Source organism: Enterococcus sp. 5H (assembly GCF_028128615.1).
In the GTDB taxonomy this organism is placed as follows: Bacteria; Bacillota; Bacilli; order Lactobacillales; family Enterococcaceae; genus Enterococcus_L.
The window spans coordinates 409,168-432,085 of sequence record NZ_AMDP01000019.1; the positions used below are offsets into that span (position 1 = coordinate 409,168).

At 35.7% G+C, this 22,918-nt stretch carries 20 protein-coding genes and 1 riboswitch; of the genes, 15 read left to right on the top strand and 5 right to left on the bottom strand.

Features of this window, described 5'->3' with window-relative positions; genetic code table 11:
• Positions 1–45 precede the first annotated feature (45 nt).
• Positions 46–2,391 (bottom strand): ABC transporter ATP-binding protein/permease, encoded by a 2,346-nt coding sequence (locus C240_RS08010; protein ID WP_271494095.1) that lies wholly within the window; start codon positions 2,389–2,391, stop codon positions 46–48.
• Positions 2,392–2,522: 131 nt separating this feature from the next.
• On the opposite strand from C240_RS08010, the gene C240_RS08015 reads away from it, so the two are divergent.
• The 4 genes from C240_RS08015 (at position 2,523) to C240_RS08030 (ending at position 6,110) form a co-directional block, all read left to right on the top strand.
• Positions 2,523–3,203 (top strand): response regulator transcription factor, encoded by a 681-nt coding sequence (locus tag C240_RS08015; RefSeq protein WP_271494098.1) that lies wholly within the window; start codon positions 2,523–2,525, stop codon positions 3,201–3,203.
• A complete protein-coding gene (locus C240_RS08020; RefSeq protein WP_271494101.1) occupies positions 3,190–4,248 on the top strand; it encodes a sensor histidine kinase in 1,059 nt (352 codons plus the stop codon). Before C240_RS08015 ends, C240_RS08020 begins: the two co-directional genes overlap by 14 nt.
• 224 nt (positions 4,249–4,472) lie before the next feature.
• Positions 4,473–5,402 (top strand): cation transporter, encoded by a 930-nt coding sequence (locus C240_RS08025; RefSeq protein ID WP_271494105.1) that lies wholly within the window; start codon positions 4,473–4,475, stop codon positions 5,400–5,402.
• Positions 5,403–5,471: 69 nt separating this feature from the next.
• Entirely contained in the window at positions 5,472–6,110 is a 639-nt protein-coding gene (locus C240_RS08030; RefSeq protein ID WP_271494107.1) for a histidine phosphatase family protein, read from the top strand.
• Positions 6,111–6,183: 73 nt separating this feature from the next.
• On the opposite strand, the gene C240_RS08035 is transcribed toward C240_RS08030, so the two are convergent.
• The 3 genes from C240_RS08035 to C240_RS08045 form a co-directional block, all read right to left on the bottom strand.
• Complete coding sequence (locus C240_RS08035) at positions 6,184–6,924, bottom strand: amino acid ABC transporter ATP-binding protein (RefSeq protein ID WP_271494110.1); 741 nt, start codon at positions 6,922–6,924, stop codon at positions 6,184–6,186.
• A gap of 12 nt (positions 6,925–6,936) precedes the next feature.
• Positions 6,937–8,529 carry an ABC transporter permease subunit gene (locus C240_RS08040; RefSeq protein WP_271494112.1) on the bottom strand — a complete coding sequence of 531 codons (1,593 nt, stop codon included), beginning with the start codon at positions 8,527–8,529 and terminating at the stop codon, positions 6,937–6,939.
• Positions 8,530–8,646: 117 nt separating this feature from the next.
• Positions 8,647–8,819, bottom strand: a riboswitch (Lysine riboswitch).
• 259 nt (positions 8,820–9,078) lie between these two features.
• Positions 9,079–9,378 carry a hypothetical protein gene (locus C240_RS08045; protein WP_271494115.1) on the bottom strand — a complete coding sequence of 100 codons (300 nt, stop codon included), beginning with the start codon at positions 9,376–9,378 and terminating at the stop codon, positions 9,079–9,081.
• A gap of 191 nt (positions 9,379–9,569) precedes the next feature.
• Here C240_RS08045 and C240_RS08050 point away from each other — a divergent pair, with 191 nt between their 5' ends.
• From C240_RS08050 to C240_RS08060, 3 genes are read left to right on the top strand one after another with little or no spacing between them, the layout of a single operon-like run.
• Positions 9,570–10,271 (top strand): NAD-dependent protein deacylase, encoded by a 702-nt coding sequence (locus tag C240_RS08050; protein WP_271494118.1) that lies wholly within the window; start codon positions 9,570–9,572, stop codon positions 10,269–10,271.
• 15 nt (positions 10,272–10,286) lie between these two features.
• Positions 10,287–11,126, top strand: coding sequence for a chorismate mutase (locus C240_RS08055; RefSeq protein ID WP_271494121.1), 840 nt, complete (start codon positions 10,287–10,289; stop codon positions 11,124–11,126).
• Between the two features lie 19 nt (positions 11,127–11,145).
• Positions 11,146–11,664: a transcription repressor NadR gene (locus tag C240_RS08060; RefSeq protein WP_271494124.1), complete on the top strand. Its 519-nt coding sequence runs from the start codon at positions 11,146–11,148 to the stop codon at positions 11,662–11,664.
• A gap of 451 nt (positions 11,665–12,115) precedes the next feature.
• On the opposite strand, the gene C240_RS08065 is transcribed toward C240_RS08060, so the two are convergent.
• On the bottom strand, positions 12,116–13,096 hold the full coding sequence (locus C240_RS08065; protein ID WP_271494128.1) for an L-lactate dehydrogenase: 981 nt from the start codon (positions 13,094–13,096) through the stop codon (positions 12,116–12,118).
• 326 nt (positions 13,097–13,422) lie between these two features.
• On the opposite strand from C240_RS08065, the gene pth reads away from it, so the two are divergent.
• The 8 genes from pth to hpt all read left to right on the top strand — a co-directional run bounded on the left by pth (position 13,423) and on the right by hpt (position 22,901).
• Positions 13,423–13,989 carry an aminoacyl-tRNA hydrolase gene (gene pth, locus C240_RS08070; RefSeq protein WP_271494131.1) on the top strand — a complete coding sequence of 189 codons (567 nt, stop codon included), beginning with the start codon at positions 13,423–13,425 and terminating at the stop codon, positions 13,987–13,989.
• 24 nt (positions 13,990–14,013) lie between these two features.
• The gene (gene mfd, locus C240_RS08075; protein ID WP_271494133.1) at positions 14,014–17,547 is read left to right on the top strand and encodes a transcription-repair coupling factor; all 3,534 of its coding nucleotides are present in this window, start codon (positions 14,014–14,016) and stop codon (positions 17,545–17,547) included.
• 253 nt (positions 17,548–17,800) lie between these two features.
• The gene (locus tag C240_RS08080) at positions 17,801–19,384 is read left to right on the top strand and encodes a putative polysaccharide biosynthesis protein (protein ID WP_271494136.1); all 1,584 of its coding nucleotides are present in this window, start codon (positions 17,801–17,803) and stop codon (positions 19,382–19,384) included.
• Positions 19,385–19,388: 4 nt separating this feature from the next.
• Positions 19,389–19,664, top strand: a complete 276-nt coding sequence (locus tag C240_RS08085; protein WP_271494138.1) for an RNA-binding S4 domain-containing protein — start codon at positions 19,389–19,391, stop codon at positions 19,662–19,664.
• A 62-nt stretch (positions 19,665–19,726) separates the two neighbouring features.
• The gene (locus C240_RS08090; RefSeq protein ID WP_271494141.1) at positions 19,727–20,185 is read left to right on the top strand and encodes an FtsB family cell division protein; all 459 of its coding nucleotides are present in this window, start codon (positions 19,727–19,729) and stop codon (positions 20,183–20,185) included.
• Between the two features lie 55 nt (positions 20,186–20,240).
• Complete coding sequence (locus C240_RS08095) at positions 20,241–20,714, top strand: S1 domain-containing RNA-binding protein (RefSeq protein ID WP_271494147.1); 474 nt, start codon at positions 20,241–20,243, stop codon at positions 20,712–20,714.
• Between the two features lie 77 nt (positions 20,715–20,791).
• Positions 20,792–22,174: a tRNA lysidine(34) synthetase TilS gene (tilS, locus tag C240_RS08100; RefSeq protein WP_271494150.1), complete on the top strand. Its 1,383-nt coding sequence runs from the start codon at positions 20,792–20,794 to the stop codon at positions 22,172–22,174.
• A 181-nt stretch (positions 22,175–22,355) separates the two neighbouring features.
• Entirely contained in the window at positions 22,356–22,901 is a 546-nt protein-coding gene (hpt, locus tag C240_RS08105) for a hypoxanthine phosphoribosyltransferase (RefSeq protein WP_271494153.1), read from the top strand.
• The last annotated feature ends 17 nt before the right edge of the window (positions 22,902–22,918 follow it).

Consider the following 22,918-nt stretch of genomic DNA (forward strand, 5'->3'; position numbering starts at 1 on the left):
AATAGCTACTTGTATGATGCTTCTTATTTTAAAGAGATATAATTATTATTCTGATCTTAAAGCTTCAACAGGATCTTTTTTCGCTGCCATTTTCGCGGGAATTGATCCACCGATTAACGTTAAGATAATGCTAATTGCAACTAACAGTAAAGCATGAATTGGATTTAACTGAGATACACTTGCTAAACCAGTCATATTTTCGATAATTTGGTTGACTGGGAAGGTTAAAGCATAAGCAATAGCAATTCCTAACAATCCAGAGCAAGCCCCGATAATCAACGTTTCAGCGTTAAATACACGGGTAATATCTTTTTTCCTAGCACCTAAAGCTCGTAAAACACCAATTTCTTTAGTGCGCTCTAAAACGGAAATATAAGTGATGATCCCAACCATAATTAATGAAACAACAAGAGAGATAGAAGCAAATGCGATTAAGACAAGTGTAATCCCATCCATAATGCCGCCAGTCATTTCAGTAACAGTACTAGCTAAGTCTGTATAGACAATTTTCTCTTTATTATCTTTGCCATCATTATAAGCATCTAAGTAATCAACAATTTTATCTTTTGTTTCAAAATCTTTTGGATAAATATAAACCATCATCGGCGCAGAATCTCCGCCTAAATAAGTTAGTAAAGTTTGTTTAGAGTCGCTATCCAGCTGCTCCATTGTCATTATATTTACATCTGAATCTTTTTGGGCTTTAACAATTTCAGAGTCTTTTTCTCGATCGATAATTTGTTCAACAAGACTATCGCTATAAGCAATTCCTGAGCCCAGCATTGCGACTTGAACATCTTCTTTTTGGCGAACAACAGCTGAAATTTTTAGACTCATATCAGAATTATCATACATTTCTGTGTAGTCTGTTTTAGGTACAAAGTTTCCTAAATTCGTTTTTTCATAGTACTGATTGTTGTCAATTAGTTTTAATTCTGTACCGACAATATCATCAAATTTAATTGCATCAGCTTTTTCAATATCAAAGCCGAGGTTTTTCATGGTTGCTTCATCAATTCGATTTTTACTATCAACAACTAAAACCATTTCAGTATCAGATTTAGGATAAGAACCAGCTAATACATCGTAATTTTTTTCAAGATAACTTTCAGTATCTTCTCTAAATGGTGCGGGATAAGAAGAGAGTCCGACACCGTTCATACTAGTCATGCCACCGCTAGATGAACCTTGACCAGATATGCCGCTAGAAACAGAAACGGGTTTAACCTCATCGCCTACTTTTCGAACAAGATTCATTCCGACAATACGTGTAAACCCAATACTGCGAACCCAATCAGGATCAAGTTTGTTTAAGTAATCTAGATACTCCTGATTAATGTCATTTTTGTGTGTAATGCTGCTTTCTTCAGGATTATATAAGAAAACTTCATCTGATTTAACAAATTCTTTTTTCGACATTGGACCTTCAGATCGTAATTCCGACAGAGATTCTTCATCCATATTGACTGCTTGCTGAGAAATAGTAATCGGATATTCAGCTAAAGCGTCACTTTGGAATGAGTCGATTTGTTTTTGGAATCCGTTTGATAAACTTAAAATCAACGCAATACCAATAATTCCGATACTTGCTGCGAATGCAGTAAGTCCAGTACGCCATTTTTTAGTAGCAATATTTTTTCCTGATAATTTTAGTGCAGTAAAGAAGCTCATACTCGTTTTTTTCAAGTCGTAATGACTGCTGTCTTCAACTTCAGAGTATGGGTTTGAATCATTAATCACGTGTCCGTCTCTAAAATTAACAATACGATCTGCATATTGTTCTGCTAATTCCGGGTTATGGGTAACCATGATAACTAATTTATCATCTGCAATTTCTTTAATTAAATCCATGATTTGTTCACTGGTTGTAGTATCTAGAGCACCAGTAGGTTCATCGGCTAAGATGATATCGGGATCATTTGCTAAAGCGCGAGCAATTGCTACACGTTGCATTTGACCACCAGATAGTTGGTTTGGTTTTTTATGTAGATGCTCTTTTAAACCAACTCGTTCAAGAACTTCTATGGCTCTTTTTTTCTTCTCATCTGAGGATACACCGCTCAAGGTCATTCCCATTTCCACATTATCTAGAATGCTTAAATGAGTAATTAAATTATAACTTTGGAAAACAAAACCAACACTATTATTTCTATAAGCATCCCAATCGGCATCTTTGAAATTTTTTGTCGATTTACCGTTGATGATTAAATCACCACTGTCGTACTGATCCAGACCACCGATAATATTTAATAAGGTTGTTTTTCCAGAGCCGCTTTGACCAAGGATGGCAACAAACTCATTTTCACGGAAATTAATATTTACGCCATCTAAGGCAACTTGAGTAAATTCTCCGGTTGTGTAGCTTTTTTTGACATTTTTGACTTGTAACATTACTTAATCCCCTTCCTTTGTTTTTATTCTACCAATCAATTATGTACTCAGTATGAACAAAAGAAAAGCTTCCACACTTTTTGGCTTTTATGCTATAGTTAAGGACAAAATGAAATGAAAGAAGCTAAAAGATGATTACAATTCTAGTGGTAGAAGATGATAAGAATATTCGGAAATTATTGATGACTATTTTAACACAGCAGGGTTATCAAACGCGGCAGGCCCAAAATGGGATAGAAGCTTTACAAATATTGGGAGAAGAACAGATTGACTTGCTCGTTTTAGATGTAATGATGCCAAAACTTGATGGATATCAAACCGCTGAAAAAACCCGTGAAACGAATACTCAATTGCCGATTATTATGGTTACAGCTAATGGACAAACAATAGAAAAACGGCGAGGGTTTCATTCAGGAACAGACGATTATTTAGTAAAACCAATTGATGAAGAAGAATTTTTGTTAAGGGTGAAAGCCCTATTACGACGTACACAAAATGATTTTGATACAAAAATCCGCATAGGAAAAACGATTATCGATAGTGATAGTTTGTCGCTTCAAATAGGAGATCTTTACGTAGAATTACCGAAAAAAGAATTTCAGCTATTGTACAAATTAATTTCATATCCTAATAAGATTTTTACACGACAACAATTACTAGATGATATTTGGGGAATTGACAGTGTAGCCGATGAACGAACGATAGATGTTCATATCAAACGACTGCGGGAAAAAATTAGTGAGAATGACGATTTTTCAATTATAACGATTCGCGGATTAGGCTATAAGGTGGTAAAACATGAAGAAAAATAAATCACTTAAAATTCAATTTGTTTGGACAATTTTTTTAATTTTAGTATCTACTAGCTTGATTGCTGGCACATTTAACCTGATATTGATGAAATTAGGATTTGTGGATTCTTTTGAAGGACATCCGCTTTTAAGACTGGTATTGCTACTGTTGTCATGTACGATTATCGGTACCTTTATTTCGTTTATGGTTAGCAAAAAGATTTTAAAACCGATTAATGAACTAGTTAAAGGAACGAAAGAAATTACTAAAGGAAATTTTGATATACAAGTTGATAATACTGCACCTAATAATGAACTGAGTGCCTTAATCGATAGTTTTAACTTGATGGCTTCTGAACTGAAAAATGTAGATATGGTTCATAGTGATTTTATTACAAACTTTTCTCATGAGTTTAAAACACCGATTGTTTCTATTAGAGGCTTTGCCAAGCAATTAGAGAATCCTAAACTTTCAGAAGCAGAAAAACAGGAGAGCATCGCGATTATTCTTGAAGAAACAGAACGCTTAAGTAATTTATCGATGAACATTTTATTGCTTTCAAAAATAGAAAATCAAGAAAAAATTATGTTGAAGCGTTCTTCCTATTATTTAGATGAACAATTACGGACATGCATTTTACTTTTGCAAGATTTATGGGAAGAAAAGCAGATTGAATTAGACTTGAATTTAGAACATATGCTTATTACTGCTGATGAGGAGCTGTTGACCCAATTGTGGTTAAACCTGATTAAAAATGCGATTAGCTATTCTGATTTTGGAGAAAAACTTTCAATTAGCTGCTATTTTTTCGGCAACGATATTAAAGTGATTGTTCAAGATACTGGGATTGGCATGAGCGACTATGAGCGGAAACATGTTTTTGATAAATTTTATCAGGGAGATGCTTCTCATCATAGCTTGGGAAATGGCTTAGGTTTAACGATTGCTGCTCGTGTGGTTCAACTTCATGGCGGTAAAATCAATGTGAAATCCAAAGAAAATGAAGGGGCCACGTTTATTACTATTTTACCGTCAATTCAAACTCAAGAACTCAAAATTTTATAAACAGGGGCAGCTAGTGATATGAACCATCTAAAGTAATAGGTATACCAAGCTAAAGAGGAGAATGAAGACTATTTTTTATTTCTGGATGTAATTGTTAGGGATTTTAAGTTAGAACGTCTTTTTTCAAGCAGTATAGAATTGTTTAGAAAAGAATAATACCTGTGTTAGAATTAGGAATAGAGCTTAAATGGATAAACATATGATAGGCTGAGAGGAGCATATAAATGGATGAGATGGTTAAAATCAGAAAATTACTATTTAATTCACTTATAGCAGGTGGGGTATATGGAGGAGCGGCATTACTTGTTGGTATCTTCTTGCAGTATAATGTTTTACTTTTAGATGGAGTCTATACATTGATAGGAGCGATAATGTCTTTTTTGTCCTTATATATTGCGAAATACATTCAAACACAGGACTTTGAAAGATTCCCTTTTGGAAAAGAAGCATTATTACCTTTAATAGTTTTTATTCAATATAGCATAATTTTATTGATTTCTATATATGGTATTATCGAATCAGTCATGAGTTTAATCTATGTAGGAGAAATAAAAGATAACCGTGCAGTTTTTTACTTTTCTATATTAGGTATGTTTTACTGCTTACTATTTTATCTTTATTTAAAGCGTCAGCCATTAATGCATTCATTTTATCAAATAGAGTTGGAACAATGGAGATTTGGATTTTACTTTAGTCTAGGTGTTTTCGCATCAGTAGTATTCTCGACACTTATCCAGTTAAGTGAGTATAAACTATTAGCTAAATATGTGGATCCTGTCATTTCAATAGGGATAACATTGTACTTTATATATCTTTCTTTAAGGGAATTGAAGCAAGCAATTTTAGAGTTAACTTCTTCTACACCGAAATATGAATTACGAAAAAAACTTCTATTAAGTATTGACAAAATTTTTGAATCAAAAGAAATTGAAACGTATTTGTTACGTGTAGCTAAAGTTGGAAATCAAGTTATAGTCGAAGTTGATATTGTTATTTGGCCAAATAGTGAATTAGATGCCATTCAAAAGCAAGACATGATTCGAGAACAGTTGGATGATATTATTCGAGATCAGATAGGCACTTATTCACTTTGGTTAAATGTAAACTTTATCGGTGATATTAAATGGGCTTATGAAGACAGTGAAATAAGCTAGCAGTTGACAATCTACCTAATAAATTTTTAAAAGAGTTGTAGGTGCTAAAATAACTATGGAGGTAAGTAAATGACAACTTTCTATTTTGTCCGACATGGAAAAACAGAACTGAATTTAAGTTTAAGGTTTCAAGGTGGAGAGATCGATTCTCCATTATTACCAATCGGAGTTGAGCAGGCTATTCAAGCTGGACGGTATTTAAGCGATATAGCTTTTGATATGGTTGCAGTGAGTACACAAAAAAGAGCGATGGATACAGCAAACTATATTCTGAAAGAGAATAATCATTTGGATAGTTTAACACTGCATTATTACGACAGTTTAAGAGAAATAAAATTTGGTGAGCGTGAGGGAATGGAAATCGATCATACCGACGAACAAACCTCTTATTTAAGAAACCGTCCGGATTTATATGACCCATCAGTATTTGGTGGGGAAACGATTGATGATTTAGTGACACGTTCAACGAAGACTATTGAAAAAATAAGTGAGGACTATCCAGACGGTAAAGTGTTGATTGTAGCTCATGGTGTTTTATTAATAACGTTAATTAACGCTTTAGCTGGAAAAGAGAAATCAAAATGGCGTGAAGGTGGACCTTTAGCTAATACCAGTATTAGTATCTTAGAAAAAAATCAAGAACAATCAGTTTATACAATAACCTCGTTTAACGATGTCTCGTATCAATCAACTAACGAAGAGGCATAGTGTTACTAAAAATTTATAAAAATAGAGTGAATGGACATTAATCACTAATAGTCCGTTCACTCTATTTTTTGTATTAAGCTTTAGATAAAATCCGATGTAGAAATTCTTTCGTACGTTCTTCTTTTGGATGAACAAAAATATCATCCGAAGTACCTTCTTCAGCGATAACACCTTTGTCCATAAAAATTACACGATCAGAAACTTCTCTAGCAAACTCCATTTCATGAGTAACAATAATCATCGTTAAACCTGTATGTGCTAAATCTTTCATCGTTTTTAAAACCTCTCCTACCATTTCAGGATCAAGAGCAGAGGTTGGTTCATCGAATAGCATTACATCAGGATTCATAGATAATGCACGAGCGATAGCGACCCGTTGTTTTTGTCCACCGGAAAGTTGTGCTGGTTTGGCATCAATAAAACGTTCCATGCCAACTTTTTCAAGATTTTCTAAGGCAACTTTTTTAGCTTCTTCTTTGCTTCGTTTTAAGACAGTAATTTGACCAGAAGTGCAATTTTCTAAAACATTCATATTATTAAATAGGTTAAAGGATTGGAAAACCATACCTAAATGCGTCCGATATTTCGGTAAATTATAGCCACGTTCCAAGACATTTTCGCCATTGTAAATGATTTTTCCGCCAGTGGGTTTTTCCAGTAAGTTAATGCAACGTAAAAGAGTAGATTTACCCGAGCCGGAAGAACCGATAATCGTCACAACTTCTCCTTTATTTACAGTCACATTGATATCTTTTAATACTTCATTTTCACCGAAGCTTTTTCTTAAGTGCTCGACTTCAATAATTGAGCTCATTCTTGTTTCCTCCTAGCTTTCTTTTACGTTTTCTAACTCTTCAACTTTAACATAAGCAGAAGGTCCGTCCATTTTCTTCTCAACGACACGTAAAATACGTGTGATCGCATAAGTCATAATCAAGTACATAATACCGACGATTGTAAATGTTTGGAAGAATTGGAAGTTCGCACCTGAAGCAGAATTTCCTTGGAAGAACAAATCAGCCACGCCGATAACACTTAGGACTGCGGTATCTTTAATATTGATAACAAATTCATTCCCAGTTGCAGGTAAAATATTACGTAATACTTGAGGAACCACAACTTTTCTCATAGTTTGACCATGAGTCATACCAATCGCTTGAGCAGCTTCAAACTGACCTTGATCGACAGCGAAAATACCACCACGAACGATTTCTGACATATAAGCACCTGTATTGATAGAAACGATAAACAATGCTGCAATAGTTCGGTCTAAAGAAATTCCAAAAGCTAAAGCCAATCCATAAAAGATAACCATAGCTTGAACCATCATCGGAGTACCACGGAAAACTTCAATATAGATTGAAAGTAAGGCATTGCCAAGTTTTTGGAAAAAGCGTGTTAATTTGTTTTCAGATTCTGGAATCGTTCGAACCACACCAATTAGTAATCCTAAAGCTGTTCCGACAACTGTACCGATTAAGGCGATGAACAAGGTTAAACCTGCACCGCGCAGGAACATACCGCCGTATTGATCCCAAATGTTCTTAAAATCAGCTAAAACGCCGGATTTTTCACTGTCACTTGTTTCAGCAGCAGGTTGATCTTTGATTGCTTGATCCATAATCTCTGTTCGTTCTTCTGAAGAAATACCCGCTAAAATTTGATTAACTTGAGCAATTTCCGGATCAGCTTTACGCATACCAACAGCTACTTGCACGTCTTCAGGGTTGGTCTGGAAACCATTTTCTTGAGAAAATTCTAACATCTCTAAATCTTTATTTACACTAGTTGCTGTAACACCTTCAGGACGTTCACTGACATAACCATCAATCATCCCAGAAGCTAAAGCGGTTCTCATAGCCGAAAAATTATCCATTGCTTGTTGTTTATCGACATTGGGAATTTGATCGACTACACTGTAGTGGAAGGTATTTAGTTGTGCCGTAATTTTAGCACCTGATAAATCTTTTAAGCTTTTCGCATCTGCGTATTTCCCATTTTTTTGTACAACGACAACTAATTGTGATTCATAGTATGGATCGGTAAAATCAATTTCTTTACGACGTTCAGCCGTGGGGCTCATCCCAGCAATAATAGCATCGATTTTACCAGATTGTAAGGCAGGAGCTAGTCCGTCCCATTTTGTTTGAACGATTACTAACTTTTTATCTAAACCATCCGCAATTTTTTTAGCGATTTGGACATCATAACCGCCAGCGTACGAAGAGTTTCCTTGAATTGGCACAGCACCGTTGGCATCTGTTTTTTGTGACCAGTTAAACGGTGCATAACCTGCCTCCATACCGACACGGAATTCACCGTTGGCGCCAGTTGATTCTGCCTGACTGAATACTGGTGCAACGAAAAAACTTAATAAAATTGCAAACAGCAAGCTAAATGACAATGATTTTTTGTTCATGATTTACTTCCTTTCTTGTATCTGTAGATAATATTATTTTTGCTGAATGATTTCGCTTTTTACGCAAAAAGACAGCCATACAAATGCACGGCTGCCTACTATCGTTAGGTACTCTCAACAAAACATAGCGCAACTTAGCATCACTACTAAGACAGTCCGCAAGTTGTTCGCTTGCGTCCCAACACATAACAGAAGAGGCTGTTATGCATTTCGGCGATTTTTCCTAGACTTGTCTCACTGTGTCCTCTCACTCCACAAGCTTAATAAAAACCGCAACCTCTACCTCAATTTGAGGTACTATTTAATTATCAGATTCGAGTATAAAGTGTACGTTATTTTTTCGAAAAAGTCAATTCTTTGTGAAAACAGGAAGTGAACAAACCAAGTGCTAGCTAATATAGGATTCTTTAGCAGACGGATTATCACAAATAAGAGATTAAAAAACTGGCAGTCCTTCTCAGGAAGGTAAACTAGTAGCTCTATAGTATGAAAATAGAAAAAGCACTGAAAAGAAAATATTCTCAGTGCTTTTTACCTTATAAGTAATGTCTAAGCTTTTGCAGCTTCTTTTGGTTCGCGTCCTAAAATTGCTTGTAAGACAGTTAAAACACCATATGAAGCTAAAATTGTATAAATCAAGCTTGAATAAGTTGTAATATCGAAATCCCACGTTTTGTAAATAACTAAAACAATTGCTAAAACAATCGCTGCAAGAACGTTGAAGGCTGCGAAAGCCCATAAGTTTCCATTTTCTTTACGAGAAAGATAGTAAATTGAAAACCATAAACTTAAAACACCCCAAGCGATGCAGACTAAAATTGCTGCCCAATAAATAATAAATGCTACCATGAAAGTTTCACCTCACTTTTATACATAGAGTATTTTATCACGTTCTCCTTTGTTTGTCATGAAAAGACAGTGAAAAATGGACTTTTCCTCCTACCTATAAATGAATAAAAACCAGTACTTTTTTATTTTGTACGAATAATTTTCTTTCTATGGAGCATTTACGTTATAATAAATGAGTGGGAGATGAGACGATGGAAGAAATTGACGATCAGACGGCAATTGATTTAATTAATGAAACTAAAATTGTTACTTTTTTAACTGGAGCTGGAATTTCTACAGCTTCTGGTGTGCCGGATTATCGTTCTTTATCTGGTATTTATCAAGGATTTGACCAACCAGAATACTTATTGAGTCATACTTGTATGTTGCAAGAGCCGGAAAAATTTTATTCTTTCGTTAAAACGCTCTATCATCCAAAAGCAAAACCGAATATTATTCACAAAAAAATTGCTGATTTAGAAAAAGTTAAGACCACTTGGGTGATCTCACAAAATATTGACGGACTGCACGCCAAAGCCGGAAGTCAGCACTTGGTCAATTTTCATGGGAACCTCTACGATTGTTACTGTAGAAAGTGTGGAAAAACAGTTACCGCAAATGAGTATCTGATTTCTGATCAGCATAATCGATGCGGGGGACAAATACGTCCAAACATTGTATTATATGAAGAAGGTTTAGATGAGCAAGCTATTGAAAAATCGATTCAAACAGTAACACAGGCGGAACTACTTATTATAGTAGGAACTAGCTTTCAAGTTCACCCTTTTTGTGACTTAATCCATTATGCATCACCTGAAACGAAGATTTTAGTTATTAATCAAACGCCAATTCAAATAGACAGACAAGCGTATTTTTTACAAGAAAATGCGGTTAAGATTTTTGAAAATATATGATAGAGGAGCAGCAGCATGGAAGAATTTAAAACAGAACGACAAAAAATGATTGATGGGGAACTGTACTTTTCAGCAGATCCGGAATTAGCGACAGCCAGAAAATTTGCGCGAGAACAAATGAAGTTAATTAATCACGAGGAAGATTCCTTGATTCGTCGCCAATTAGTAGAAGAAACTTTTGGTACAACTGGAACAGGGAGCTATATTGAACCAACTATTAGTTTTGATTATGGCTTTAACATTCATGTTGGAAAAAATTTTTACGCGAACTTCAACAGCATTTTTCTGGATATTTGCCCAATTACAATTGGCGATAACTGCATGTTTGGTCCAAATGCTCAATTATATACAGCCACTCATCCACTGCATCCGGTTAAAAGAAATAGCGGATTAGAGTACGGAAAACCAATTACAATAGGCGACAACGTCTGGTTTGGCGGCAATGTTGTTATCACTCCAGGAGTTACGTTAGGTGATAATGTTGTCGTAGCTGCGGGTTCGGTTGTAACTAAATCCTTCCCAGAAAATTGTGTAATCGGCGGTAATCCAGCAAGAATTATTAAAGAAATTGAACTGGAAGAAACACGTGCCCCGCTTACTGTTCAGCGAGATAAAATAAATGATATTGATAAAAAAATCGTAGCGTTGTTAGAAGAACGGATGGACGTTGTGACTGCAATTGCTGCAATCAAGAAAACAACAGATCAACCAATTCTTGATACATCAAGAGAGAAAGAAGTGTTGGCTAAAATCGGTTCTTATATCAAAAATGATACGTATAATGATGCAATCAAAGAAACATATCAAGGAATTATGGATGCATCAAAACAATTTCAACAACAACAACTAGATTAAAGTGCTAGGAGGAAAGCTCATGGAGGGTGTAAAAAGACGGGAAGTAATTTTACGAGAATTGGAAACAGCTACGAAGCCTATTAGTGCAAGTCGGTTTGCTAAAGAATTCAAGGTTAGTCGTCAAATTGTTGTAGGAGATGTTGCGCTGTTAAGAGCCCAAGGGACTGAAATTCTAGCAACGGCTAGAGGCTATTTACTTGAGATAAATAGAGATCGCCAAGGAATTGTGTTTAAAATTGTTTGTCAACATACTTTAGAACAAACTGAAGAGGAATTAACAACGATTGTATCTCTAGGGGGAGAAATCATTGATGTGATTGTAGAACATCCGATTTATGGAGACTTAACAGCTGGGCTACACATTAAAACAGCAAAAGATATAGATAAATTTATAAAATCATATAAACAAAGTAGCGCTTCCTTATTAGCTTCTTTAACATCAGGAATTCATTTACACACAATTCGTTGTGCGGATGAAGAAAGTGCTCAAAGAATAAAAGAAGCTTTAGCAAAAAAAGGAATTTTATATCAAGGTTAATTGACTAATGTTTCTTTAAAGTAAAAACAGAGACTAACTTAAAACATCCTCGTTTTAAGTTAGTCTCTGTTTTTGTTTATTATTATAAAAAATCCTTATCGAATAACTTTTTTTGTAGATAATTAAATAGTGAATACCATAAATTTTGATCGAAAATATTTTCCATAAAGAAGAGATTTTCTTTTGGAGTATCTGGCTCTGAATAATCAGAAATAACAAGATCAGCTTCGATACTGTTTTTAATGAACAGAATATTTTCTTCATTAATAACTTTTAGTGGGGATTGAGCTGACTTAAGAAAAAAGCAAGGATAAAATAAGTAGAGGTTCTTTGCAAGAGGGAAAAATCGAGTTATACCCATTCTTTACCAACTTTTGTTGATAAGAATCTAGGTATAACTCGATTTTTTAGTTAAATATAGATAGAAAATGTTCAAAGAAGCCTGTAAGTTCTAGTTATCTTCTGCTTCAAATTTTTCAAATGCAGAGTTGATGACTTCTTTTAAAGCATTTGCAGAAGCATTCATACGATCCATTTCAGAATCGGTTAAGGGAATTTCAATGACTTGTTTAATTCCTTGGCGATTGATAACGGCTGGTGCACCAATATAAATGTCATTTTGACCATATTCACCATCTAAATAAACAGAAAGTGGGAAAACCGAATTTTCATCATCTAAAATGGCTTTTGTGATTCGGGCCAAAGCCGCTGCGATTCCGTAGAATGTCGCACCTTTTTTCTCGATAATTGAATAAGCAGCATCTCTAACGCTAAAGAACAGATTGACCATTGCTTCTTCATCGACATCTGGATTATTTTTAACCCATTCGTAAATTTGTAAGCCAGCAACATTCGCATGCGACCAAACTGGAAACTCAGTATCACCGTGTTCCCCTAAAATATAAGCATGGACGTTACGAGCATCTACATCGACTAATTCAGCGATTGCTTGACGGAAACGAGCAGAGTCTAGAGACGTTCCTGAACCAATAACGCGTTCTTTTGGAAATCCTGAGAATTTCCATGTAGAATAAGTTAAAATATCAACTGGATTCGCTGCAACTAAAAAGATACCGCTAAAACCAGAATCAACGATAGCTGTTACAATTTGTTTGTTGATCTTTAAATTTTTATGAACCAAATCAATTCTTGTTTCTCCAGGTTTTTGAGCAGCACCGGCTGTCAAAACAACAAGATCAGCATCATGACAATCGTCATAAGTGGCAGCATAAATTCGTTTAGGTGAAGTAAATGCTAGAGCATGAGATAAATCAGCCGCGTCACCTTCCGTTTTCTGTGTATCTATATCAATAATACCAACTTCTTGAGCAATATTTTGAGTGACTAAGGCAAATGCATAACTAGATCCGACAGCGCCATCTCCAACCAAAATTACTTTTTGGCGATCTTTATTCCCAACTGCTGCAGTCATGTGTATCATTCCTTTCAGATAATTGTTTTATCACAATGATAATACCACCAATTGTGATTTTTGTCACGTTTTTTGTTTGAAGTATTAATACAGTTTTTCAAGGTGTTTCATAAGAAAACTCTTTCATGTGCGGTATTTCACTATTTCTGTTTTATAATAAAATTTGACCTGAAAAAAGGTCTCACAGAACTTATCTATTTTTTAAGATTTTAAAAGACTCAGCAACGCAATATTTTGTGGTATAATTGAAAAAAACTGGGCAGAGGATACTACTGCTCGGGTATTTTGTGTTGGAGAATGAGATACTTTACGTAAGGAGAATATAAATGAAAATGATCGTCGGGTTAGGCAACCCAGGAACTAAGTATCAAGAAACAAAACATAATATTGGTTTTATTACAGTTGATGAAATTGCGCAGCGTTACAATGCTGTTTTTAATAAAAGTCAGTTTGAAGCAGATATTGCGGAATTTTTTATTGGAACGGAAAAAGTCATGCTAGTTAAACCACTTACGTTTATGAATGAATCTGGGCGTTCAGTGGGACCGCTAATGACGTATTTTGGTATTGAAGATGAAGAATTAATTGTTATTTATGATGATTTAGATTTAGAAGTAGGCAAAATTCGTTTACGTGAAAAAGGCGGAGCAGGCGGACACAACGGAATTAAAAGTTTAATTGCACATTTAGGTACGAATGTTTTTCCACGTATTAAAATCGGTATTGGTCGCCCAATAGGAAATAACACAGTTGTCCACCATGTGTTGAGTACTTTCCCAAAAGAGAGCCACGAAGAGATGTTACTAGCAGTTAAAACGGCAGCTGATGCGGCAATTTACGCTTGTGAAGGACACAGCTTTGTCGATACGATGAATCAGTTTAATGGAAAATAAAAAGGAAACAAGGAGGAGCCAAACGTGAACATCATTGAACGAATTGGTGCAAGTGAACTAGTCCAAGACTGGCAAAAACAACTAACTGCTAACACACGCCAGTTAATTACAGGCTTAGCCGGCTCAGCCAAGACACTGGTGATGACCAGTGCTTTTAAACAAAAAAAACAAAAAATAGTTGTTGCGGTTCCCAATCTATATTACGGTAATCAATTAGTTGAAGACTTTCGCAACGTTTTACCCGATGAAGCAGTTTATTTATTCCCGGTAGATGAAGTTTTATCTGCTGAAATGGCCTTTTCTTCACCAGAAGCAAGAGCAGAACGAGTAGCAGCGTTGAATTTTTTATTGACAGATGATCCGGGAATTGTAGTTGTACCAGTTGCTGGACTAAGAAAATATTTGCCAAGTAAACAAACTTGGGAAAATGCGCAATTACACTGGGAAATTGGCAGTGAAATTGATCCGGACAGATTAGCACAAGAACTTGTATTGATGGGCTATGAACGGGAATCCTTAGTTGGAAAACCGGGAGATTTTAGTATTCGCGGCAGCATTGTTGACGTATATCCGTTAAATTCAGAATATCCAGTTCGGGCAGAACTATTTGATATTGAAATTGATTCTTTACGTTATTTTGAAGCTGATACACAGCGTTCTGTTGCAACTATTGATTCAGTAAACCTTTCGCCAATGACTGATTTAGTTTTTTCAAAAGCAGATTTAGCTTTTGGTGAAAAGCAACTGGAACATGCATTGGAAAAAAGATTGGCGATTACTAAAGAGGCGACGGAAAGAGGATTCTTGCAAGATTATTTTGGTCAACTAGCAACAGCTTGGGAACAAGGTATTCCAACCGAGAATGCACATTTTTATACTGATTTTCTTTATGAACAAAAGACGACATTACTCGATTATTTATCTGAAGATAGTATTATCTTTATTGATGACTATGCCCGGATTTTAGAAGCAGAACGTGAGATTATTCGAGAAGAAAATGAGTGGCAAGTCCAAAAATTAGAAGAAATGCGCGTTTTCCCAGAGCAAACATTCGGTTTGGATTTCCACGATCAAGTTAGAAAAATGTCTTTTACCACAACGTTCTTTTCTTTATTTCAAAAAGGAATGGGGAATTTACGCTTTCAAGCGATTCATAATTTCCAATATCGCTCGATGCAGCAATTTTTCGGTCAAATGCCATTGTTAAAAACAGAGATGGATCGTTGGCAAAAACAAGAGCAAACAGTTATTGTCTTTGTTCCAACCAAAGAGCGTAGCCAAAAAGTAGAAGAGTTGTTCCGTGATTTTGATATTACTAGTGTTACAGCTTCGCCGAACAAATTAATTGAAGGAAAAATCCAAATCGTTGAAGGAGCACTTCAGTCAGGCTTTGAATTACCTGCTGAAAAACTTGTAACGATTACTGAAAAAGAGATTTTTCATACAACAACGAAAAAGCGTGCACGTCGCCAGACGGTTTCAAATGCTGAACGTTTAAAAAGTTATAGCGATTTAAAAACAGGCGATTACGTTGTCCATGCAAATCATGGGATCGGGAAATATATTGGGATGGAAACACTGGAAGTTGATGGTGTGCATCAAGATTACATCACGATTTTATATCAAAATGACGATAAACTATTTATTCCGGTTACTCAGCTGAATTTAATTCAAAAATTTGTTGCATCTGAAGCTAAAACACCAAAAGTTAATAAACTAGGCGGCAGTGAGTGGAGTAAAACAAAACGAAAAGTATCTTCGAAAATCGAAGATATTGCAGATGATTTGATCCAACTTTACGCTGATAGAGATTCAGAAAAAGGTTACGCATTTCCGCCAGATGATGCCTACCAGAAAGAATTTGAAGATGCCTTTCCATATAGTGAAACAGATGACCAATTACGTAGTACAGCGGAAATCAAACACGATATGGAGAAAACACGCCCAATGGATCGTTTATTAGTTGGCGATGTCGGCTATGGGAAAACAGAAGTTGCTTTACGTGCAGCTTTTAAAGCAATCAATAACAACAAACAGGTAGCTTTTTTAGTGCCGACAACTATTTTAGCGCAGCAGCATTATGAAACCATGCTGGATCGTTTTGAAGGATTTCCAGTAGAAGTTGGCTTGTTAAGCCGTTTTAGAACGAAAAAACAACAAAATGAAACCATCGAAAAAATTAAGCGTGGGCAAATTGATATTGTCGTTGGAACACATCGTTTGCTTTCGCAAGATATTACTTTTAGTGATATAGGTTTACTTGTAATCGATGAAGAACAACGTTTTGGTGTAAAACACAAAGAACGTTTGAAACAGCTCCGCTCTCAAGTAGATGTTTTAACTTTAACGGCGACACCAATTCCACGAACCTTGCATATGTCGATGCTTGGTGTACGTGATTTATCTGTCATTGAGACACCACCCGAAAATCGTTATCCGATTCAGACTTATGTAATGGAACATAATCCTGGGGCAATTAGAGAAGCGATTGAACGAGAAATGGCACGTGATGGTCAAGTGTTTTACTTATATAATCGTGTCGATACAATTGAGAAAAAAGTTGAGGAAATTCAAGCCCTTGTACCGGAAGCTAGAATTGCCTATGCACATGGACAGATGACAGAAGTTCAATTGGAAAATACCTTATTTGACTTTATTGAACGTCAGTATGATGTTCTGGTTACTACGACAATTATTGAAACAGGTGTTGATATTCCCAATGCCAATACGCTATTTGTTGAAAATGCAGATTATATGGGCTTATCTACGTTGTATCAATTGCGTGGTCGAGTTGGACGAAGTAATCGCGTGGCTTACGCCTATTTTATGTATGAGCAGCAAAAAATTCTTAATGAAGTTAGTGAAAAACGTTTAGAAGCGATCAAAGATTTTACGGAACTCGGTTCAGGATTTAAAATTGCAATGCGTGATTTATCCATTCGCGGTGCCGGAAATCTTTTAGGAGCACAACAACACGGCTTTATTGATTCAGTCGGTTTTGATATGTACTCTCAAATGCTTGCGGAAGCTGTTGCAAGAAAACAAGGAAAAAATATTCAAGATCAGAAAACGTCTGTTGAGATTGATCTGGGCATTGATGCATATCTACCAACTAGCTATATTTCAGATGAACGTCAGAAAATTGAAATTTATAAGCGAATTCGTCAGTTAGAAAATATGGATATGTACGATGAGTTAGAAGCAGATCTATTGGACCGTTTTGGTGAATATCCAGATGAAGTGGCCCACTTATTAACAACTGGACAGATCAAAATGAACGGTGATCGTGCTTTAATTGAGACGATCCGTAAACGAAAACAAGAAATTACCTTCACGCTAAGTAAAATTGGTACGAAGACATATAGTGTTGAACAGATTTTTGAAGCACTGTCACAAACACAATTAAAAGCTGATCTTGCAGTAGATAATGAAAAAATGTCTGTACGCTTAAAAGTACCAAAAGACATGAAAGAAGCAGCATGGTTACAAGAAGTGGCCTTGTTCACTAAAGCTTTAAGACAAGAAAAATACAAAAGCGCAACTGTAAAAGAAGAGTAACCAGAACTTAATTTCATGGGCAAATTTCTCAGAAAAAAAGAAAGTGACCAAAAGCGCCACAGTCAATTTTCCCTATTTTTCAGTCGAAATAAAACGAGCCCATGCAGCTTTAAATGTATCCAGCTTTACGAACCAGTCCCATGGAAAAAAGATGAAATCAGCCTGTGACCAAAAGCGTCACAATCATATTTCCCTATTTTTCATAAGGCACTAACGGGTTCGTTCAGCTTTTAAATCAGGAGGACAGAACACCATGGCGCATAAGGAAATGAGGACGATGATGCAAGGAGCGTTTGTATTGACGATTGCATCATTTGTCGCCAAAGTATTAAGTGCGGTGTATCGTGTGCCGTTTCAAAACTTAGTTGGTGATGAAGGATTTTATGTTTACCAACAAGTCTATCCTATCTATGGAATTGCGATGACCTTGGCGTTGTCAGGATTGCCGCAATTTATTTCAAAAGTTGTGGCAGAACAATCAGACATTAGTAAGCAAAAGAAAGTATTACAGCAACTGTTTCCATTCGTGTTAATTATTGCTGGATTATGTTGGGCTTTTTTCTTTTTTGGAAGTCATGAAATTGCTTATATGATGGGTGATGAAAAGTTAACTCCATTGATCCAAGTTGTTTCTTTTACTTTTTTATTAGTCCCTATTTTATCGTTTTATCGTGGGAATTTTCAGGGACATCTGTTGATGATTCCTAGTGCGATTTCACAAGTAATGGAACAAATCGTACGAGTTGGTGTAATCTTAGTTGCTGCCTACTCGTTTACTCAATTTGGGTGGTCAGTCTATCAAACGGGAACGGTAGCGATGGGTGGAGCTTTATTGGGCGGTCTGATTGCAGCTGGCATCCTCTGGTACTATGATCGCAAAATTCGAGTAGGAAGTTCGGCGTATTTAACACGTTGGGCGCTGACGGATGAAACAAAACCTTTAGTTGGTCGTTTGCTGTTAGAAGGTGGGATTGTCTCTTTATATAGTGCATTCCTGATTTTATTTCAGTTAGTTGATTCATTTTTTGTGAAAAATGCATTAGTTATTTCTGGAATGAGTGATTTTGCTGCGAAAGTTGATAAAGGGATTTATGATCGTGGACAGCCTTTGGTACAATTAGGTCTGGTAGTTTCATTAGCATTAAGTTCAAGTTTTTTACCAGCCTTGACCAAATATTTTATTGGTTCTGAGCAAGGTCGATTTTTACAAGCAGCAAAGATTTTTTTACGCCTAACCACAACGAGTGCGGCTGCGGCTTCGATCGGACTGGTCTTATTATTACCATATATCAACTTTGCTTTGTTTAAAGACTATCAGGGAAATGGAGTCTTGGGAATCTATGTTTGTTCAATTGCCTTTATGGCAGTTATCCATGCCTACCAAAGTATTTTTCAAAGTCGTAATCAGTTCTCAGTATCGATGGTCGCAGCAGTCTCTGGAATTTTTATGAAGCTGATTTCTACAAGCCCACTTACGCAAGCTTTTGGGACACTTGGTGCGAGTGTTTCAACTATCGCAGGTTTAATTACAACGTTACTTTTATTAGTTGTTTTTTCGAAAAAAGAAATAAACAGCTTTGTTGTGGAAAATCATTTTCTACGAAAGTTGACTAGTAGTTTAGCAATAATGGGGATTGTGTTACTCTGTTATCAAGGGATTATTTCAATCTTCCTTGGAACAGTTGAGCATCGTGGTCAGGCTCTAATCATCAGTATTGTTGGAGTTGTTATTGGTGGAGCAGCTTTTATTTTAACAATCATAAAACTAAATTTATTTACCGTTCGAGAATGGCTAACACTACCATTTGGAGCAAAAATATTAAGAATGAAGAGGTAAGATTATGCGTTTAGATAAATTTTTAAAAGTATCGCGTATCATTAAAAGAAGACCCGTTGCAAAAGAAGTTGCCGATAAAGGGCGGATTCAAATTAATGGAATCTTGTCAAAATCATCAAGCAATGTAAAAATCGGTGATAAAATTAAGATTCAATTCGGAAATAAAATCCTAGAAGTTGAAGTCCTTGAGCTTCATGATTCGACAAAAAAAGAAGATGCACAAAAGATGTATCAAATCATTTCAGAAACAAGAGTCGAAAATAGTGATAATTTAGATTAGACAAGCATCTTAGATGTTGGTATAATAAAGCAGACAATCCAAAAATGAGTGGAGCGGAAAATATGGGAAAAAAGAAAAAAGACGTGGAGAAAGTTGCTGCCTTAGATAACGAGTATACAAAAGAACAGTATGCAGAGTTTCAAAAACAGCAAAAACAGTTGATTTTTAGACGCCGACGTTTAGCAGTTGTTTTTCTCGTAGCATTTGTAATTTTTATTGTTTCCGGTATTCAGCTGATGAAGGATTACCAACAATTAAATGCGTTTAAAAAACAGCAGACAGAAGCTGTCGCAGAATCAGCAGAAGCGGATAAAAAGTTACAGCGTTTAGAACAAGACGTAGCTTTATTACGAGATGATGATTATGTAGCCAAACTGGCACGCAGCCGTTTTTATGTCTCAAAAGAAGGCGAGCAAATTTACAATATTCCAGAGTTAGGCGGATCAACAACTAGCTCAAGCAATGAACAAAAACAATCTTCACAAGAGAGTCAATCACAGTCTAATTCAACTGAACAATAATCGGGCGAATAACTGCAGATATAATAGGGTAAATAATAGGAGGAACATTTTTTTTATGTCAATTGAAGTAGGAGCTAAGTTGCCAGGGAAAGTGTCAGGTATCACTAATTTTGGTGCCTTCATCGATTTAGGTGAAGGAAAAACAGGGTTGGTTCACATTAGTGAAGTATCAAACGGATTTGTAAAAGATATTCATGATGTCTTAACCGTAGGGGATGAAGTAACAGTTAAAGTTACCTCTGTTGGTGATGACGGCAAAGTTGGCTTATCGATTCGTAAAGCACAAGAACAACCAGCAGAACCAAAACGCGAATTTCAACGTCGCGAGAATCAAGAATTTCAAGGGAATAGAGACCGTGGTCAACGCCCAGCGCCTAAGAAGCAATTTACACGTGCGCAGCCAACAAACTCAAAACAAGATTTTGATTCATTAATGAGTTCATTTTTGAAAGACAGTGATGATCGATTATCTTCTTTAAAGAGAAACACAGAAGGTAAACGTGGTGGACGCGGCGGACGTCGTAACTAATAGATAATTGAAGCTGAGCGTAAGCTCGGCTTTTCTGTTTTTAGATTGATTATTGAATGAGATAGTGAGGTGAGCAAATGTTTCAAGAATTTTATCATCACTGTAAAAGCAATAATTTTTGGCAAAAAGATCAGAAAATCTTGTTGGCAGTTTCAGGCGGATTAGATTCAATGGTGCTGCTAGACTTGATGCAGACAGCTGCAAAAAAAAATCAACTTAATTTAGCAGTAGCTCACGTCAATCATCAATTACGTGAAGAGTCTGTAAGTGAAGCGGAATATTTGAAAAATTACTGTCAAGAAAGAAAAATACCATACTATTACAAAGAGTGGACAACAATAGATAAAACAACAAATATTGAAGCTCGAGCGCGTAAATTCCGTTATGACTTTTTTTCTGAAACAATGAACCAAGAAGGTTTCTCTAGTCTATTTACAGCACACCATGGTGATGATCAGGCAGAAACTATTCTAATGAAGTTAACCCGAGGGAGTTCGCTAAAAAACTTAGTTGGAATTAAGGATAGACAGCCATTTGCCTCAGGAGAGTTAATACGTCCATTTCTAATTTTTTCAAAAGAACGATTAGAAAACTATGCCAACCAAAGAACAATCATATACTTTGAAGATCAGTCGAATCAGAGTGATAAATATGTTAGAAATCGTTTGAGACATCAAGTTGTCCCTGTTTTAAAAAAAGAAAATCCGCAATTTCTGCAGCATATCACTGATTTCAGTGAACAAATACATCTAGCTGACGATATTATACAGTCTGTTATTGCACCTAAATATAATTGTTGGGTTGAGAAAACAAAAACTGGCTGGTCGATTCAGTTACTGGATTTAAAAAAAGAAAAGAGAAGCATCCAGACCTTTTTCTTAATGACTCTATTTCAAAAAACATTAATACCAGAAGGGGTAACAATCAACCAAGCACAGATTCAGCAGTTTTTAACAATACTAAATCAATCAGCACCTCAATTGACCATGGATCTAGAAAAAGGCTGGCAGATTATTAAAGAATATGATGTAGCCTATTTAACGAATAAACAATCTGTTCAAGAAGAGCTAGAATTCTATTTATATGCAAACGAACAGGTTTTTCTTTCGGAAAGCGAATGGCTGGGTCTGGAAAGTTCTAAAAATGAGCTGGAACAGCCAGATAAGGTGAAGAACTGGCAAGAGTTTTCTCTTCTGATAACCGAAGAAACTTCACTTCCATTAATGGTTCGTCATAGAAAAGCTGGGGATCGAATTTCACTAACGCCTGATTTAACCAAAAGACTCAATCGTCTATTTATCGATCAAAAAATCCCTAATTTACAGAGAGAGCAAGCGTGGGTTATTCTGTCTGCGGACAACAATATTATTTGGGTGCCAAAATTTGCTAATTCCTATTTGAGTATTCCTAAAGAAACTGATAAAATACTCTACAGGCTCCTTTATAAAATTAAAATGTAAACGATAAGCATATGATAGCTTATATTCGTTTAAAGTGAGCAGGATGCACAGATGTTTTATCTTGTGATAAAGTACAAAAATGGTATAATTCTTGGATAACTAAAACAAGATGATTACAGCATTCTATCTTAAGAAAATATTAAAAATTGAGGTTGAGCCTACAAAAGAAAAGGAGAATCATATGTTAGAGAACGATATTAAGCAAATCCTGATCACAAAAGAACAAATTCTCGAAAAATCTACAGAACTTGGAAAACAGTTAACAGAAGATTACAAAGACAAAAATCCTTTAGTTATTGGTATTTTAAAAGGTGCGATTCCTTTTATGGCTGACATTGTACGTTCGATTGATACGTATTTAGAAATGGATTTTATGGATGTATCCAGCTATGGAAATGCCACGGTTTCTTCTGGTGAAGTTAAAATCGTTAAAGATTTAGATACAAACGTGGAAGGGCGCGACATACTAATCGTTGAAGATATTATTGATAGCGGTCGTACATTAGCTTATCTGGTAGATCTATTTAAATATAGAAAAGCAGCATCTGTGAAAATTGTCACTTTGTTGGATAAACCAGAAGGCCGTGTTGTTGATATTAAAGCTGATTATGTAGGTTTTGATGTACCAAATGAATTTGTAGTCGGCTATGGATTAGATTACGCAGAAGCATATCGTAATTTGCCTTATGTAGGCGTTTTGAAACCTGAAATCTACGAATCAAATTAATATCTCTCTTGGAAATA

Coding starts and splice junctions, on each gene's coding strand:
- C240_RS08010 (WP_271494095.1), bottom strand. CDS start 2,391: ATGTTACAAGTCAAAAATGTCAAAAAAAGCTACACAACCGGAGAATTT.
- C240_RS08015 (WP_271494098.1), top strand. CDS start 2,523: ATGATTACAATTCTAGTGGTAGAAGATGATAAGAATATTCGGAAATTA.
- C240_RS08020 (WP_271494101.1), top strand. CDS start 3,190: ATGAAGAAAAATAAATCACTTAAAATTCAATTTGTTTGGACAATTTTT.
- C240_RS08025 (WP_271494105.1), top strand. CDS start 4,473: ATGGATGAGATGGTTAAAATCAGAAAATTACTATTTAATTCACTTATA.
- C240_RS08030 (WP_271494107.1), top strand. CDS start 5,472: ATGACAACTTTCTATTTTGTCCGACATGGAAAAACAGAACTGAATTTA.
- C240_RS08035 (WP_271494110.1), bottom strand. CDS start 6,924: ATGAGCTCAATTATTGAAGTCGAGCACTTAAGAAAAAGCTTCGGTGAA.
- C240_RS08040 (WP_271494112.1), bottom strand. CDS start 8,529: ATGAACAAAAAATCATTGTCATTTAGCTTGCTGTTTGCAATTTTATTA.
- C240_RS08045 (WP_271494115.1), bottom strand. CDS start 9,378: ATGGTAGCATTTATTATTTATTGGGCAGCAATTTTAGTCTGCATCGCT.
- C240_RS08050 (WP_271494118.1), top strand. CDS start 9,570: ATGGAAGAAATTGACGATCAGACGGCAATTGATTTAATTAATGAAACT.
- C240_RS08055 (WP_271494121.1), top strand. CDS start 10,287: ATGGAAGAATTTAAAACAGAACGACAAAAAATGATTGATGGGGAACTG.
- C240_RS08060 (WP_271494124.1), top strand. CDS start 11,146: ATGGAGGGTGTAAAAAGACGGGAAGTAATTTTACGAGAATTGGAAACA.
- C240_RS08065 (WP_271494128.1), bottom strand. CDS start 13,096: ATGACTGCAGCAGTTGGGAATAAAGATCGCCAAAAAGTAATTTTGGTT.
- pth (WP_271494131.1), top strand. CDS start 13,423: ATGAAAATGATCGTCGGGTTAGGCAACCCAGGAACTAAGTATCAAGAA.
- C240_RS08080 (WP_271494136.1), top strand. CDS start 17,801: ATGGCGCATAAGGAAATGAGGACGATGATGCAAGGAGCGTTTGTATTG.
- C240_RS08085 (WP_271494138.1), top strand. CDS start 19,389: ATGCGTTTAGATAAATTTTTAAAAGTATCGCGTATCATTAAAAGAAGA.
- C240_RS08090 (WP_271494141.1), top strand. CDS start 19,727: ATGGGAAAAAAGAAAAAAGACGTGGAGAAAGTTGCTGCCTTAGATAAC.
- C240_RS08095 (WP_271494147.1), top strand. CDS start 20,241: ATGTCAATTGAAGTAGGAGCTAAGTTGCCAGGGAAAGTGTCAGGTATC.
- tilS (WP_271494150.1), top strand. CDS start 20,792: ATGTTTCAAGAATTTTATCATCACTGTAAAAGCAATAATTTTTGGCAA.
- hpt (WP_271494153.1), top strand. CDS start 22,356: ATGTTAGAGAACGATATTAAGCAAATCCTGATCACAAAAGAACAAATT.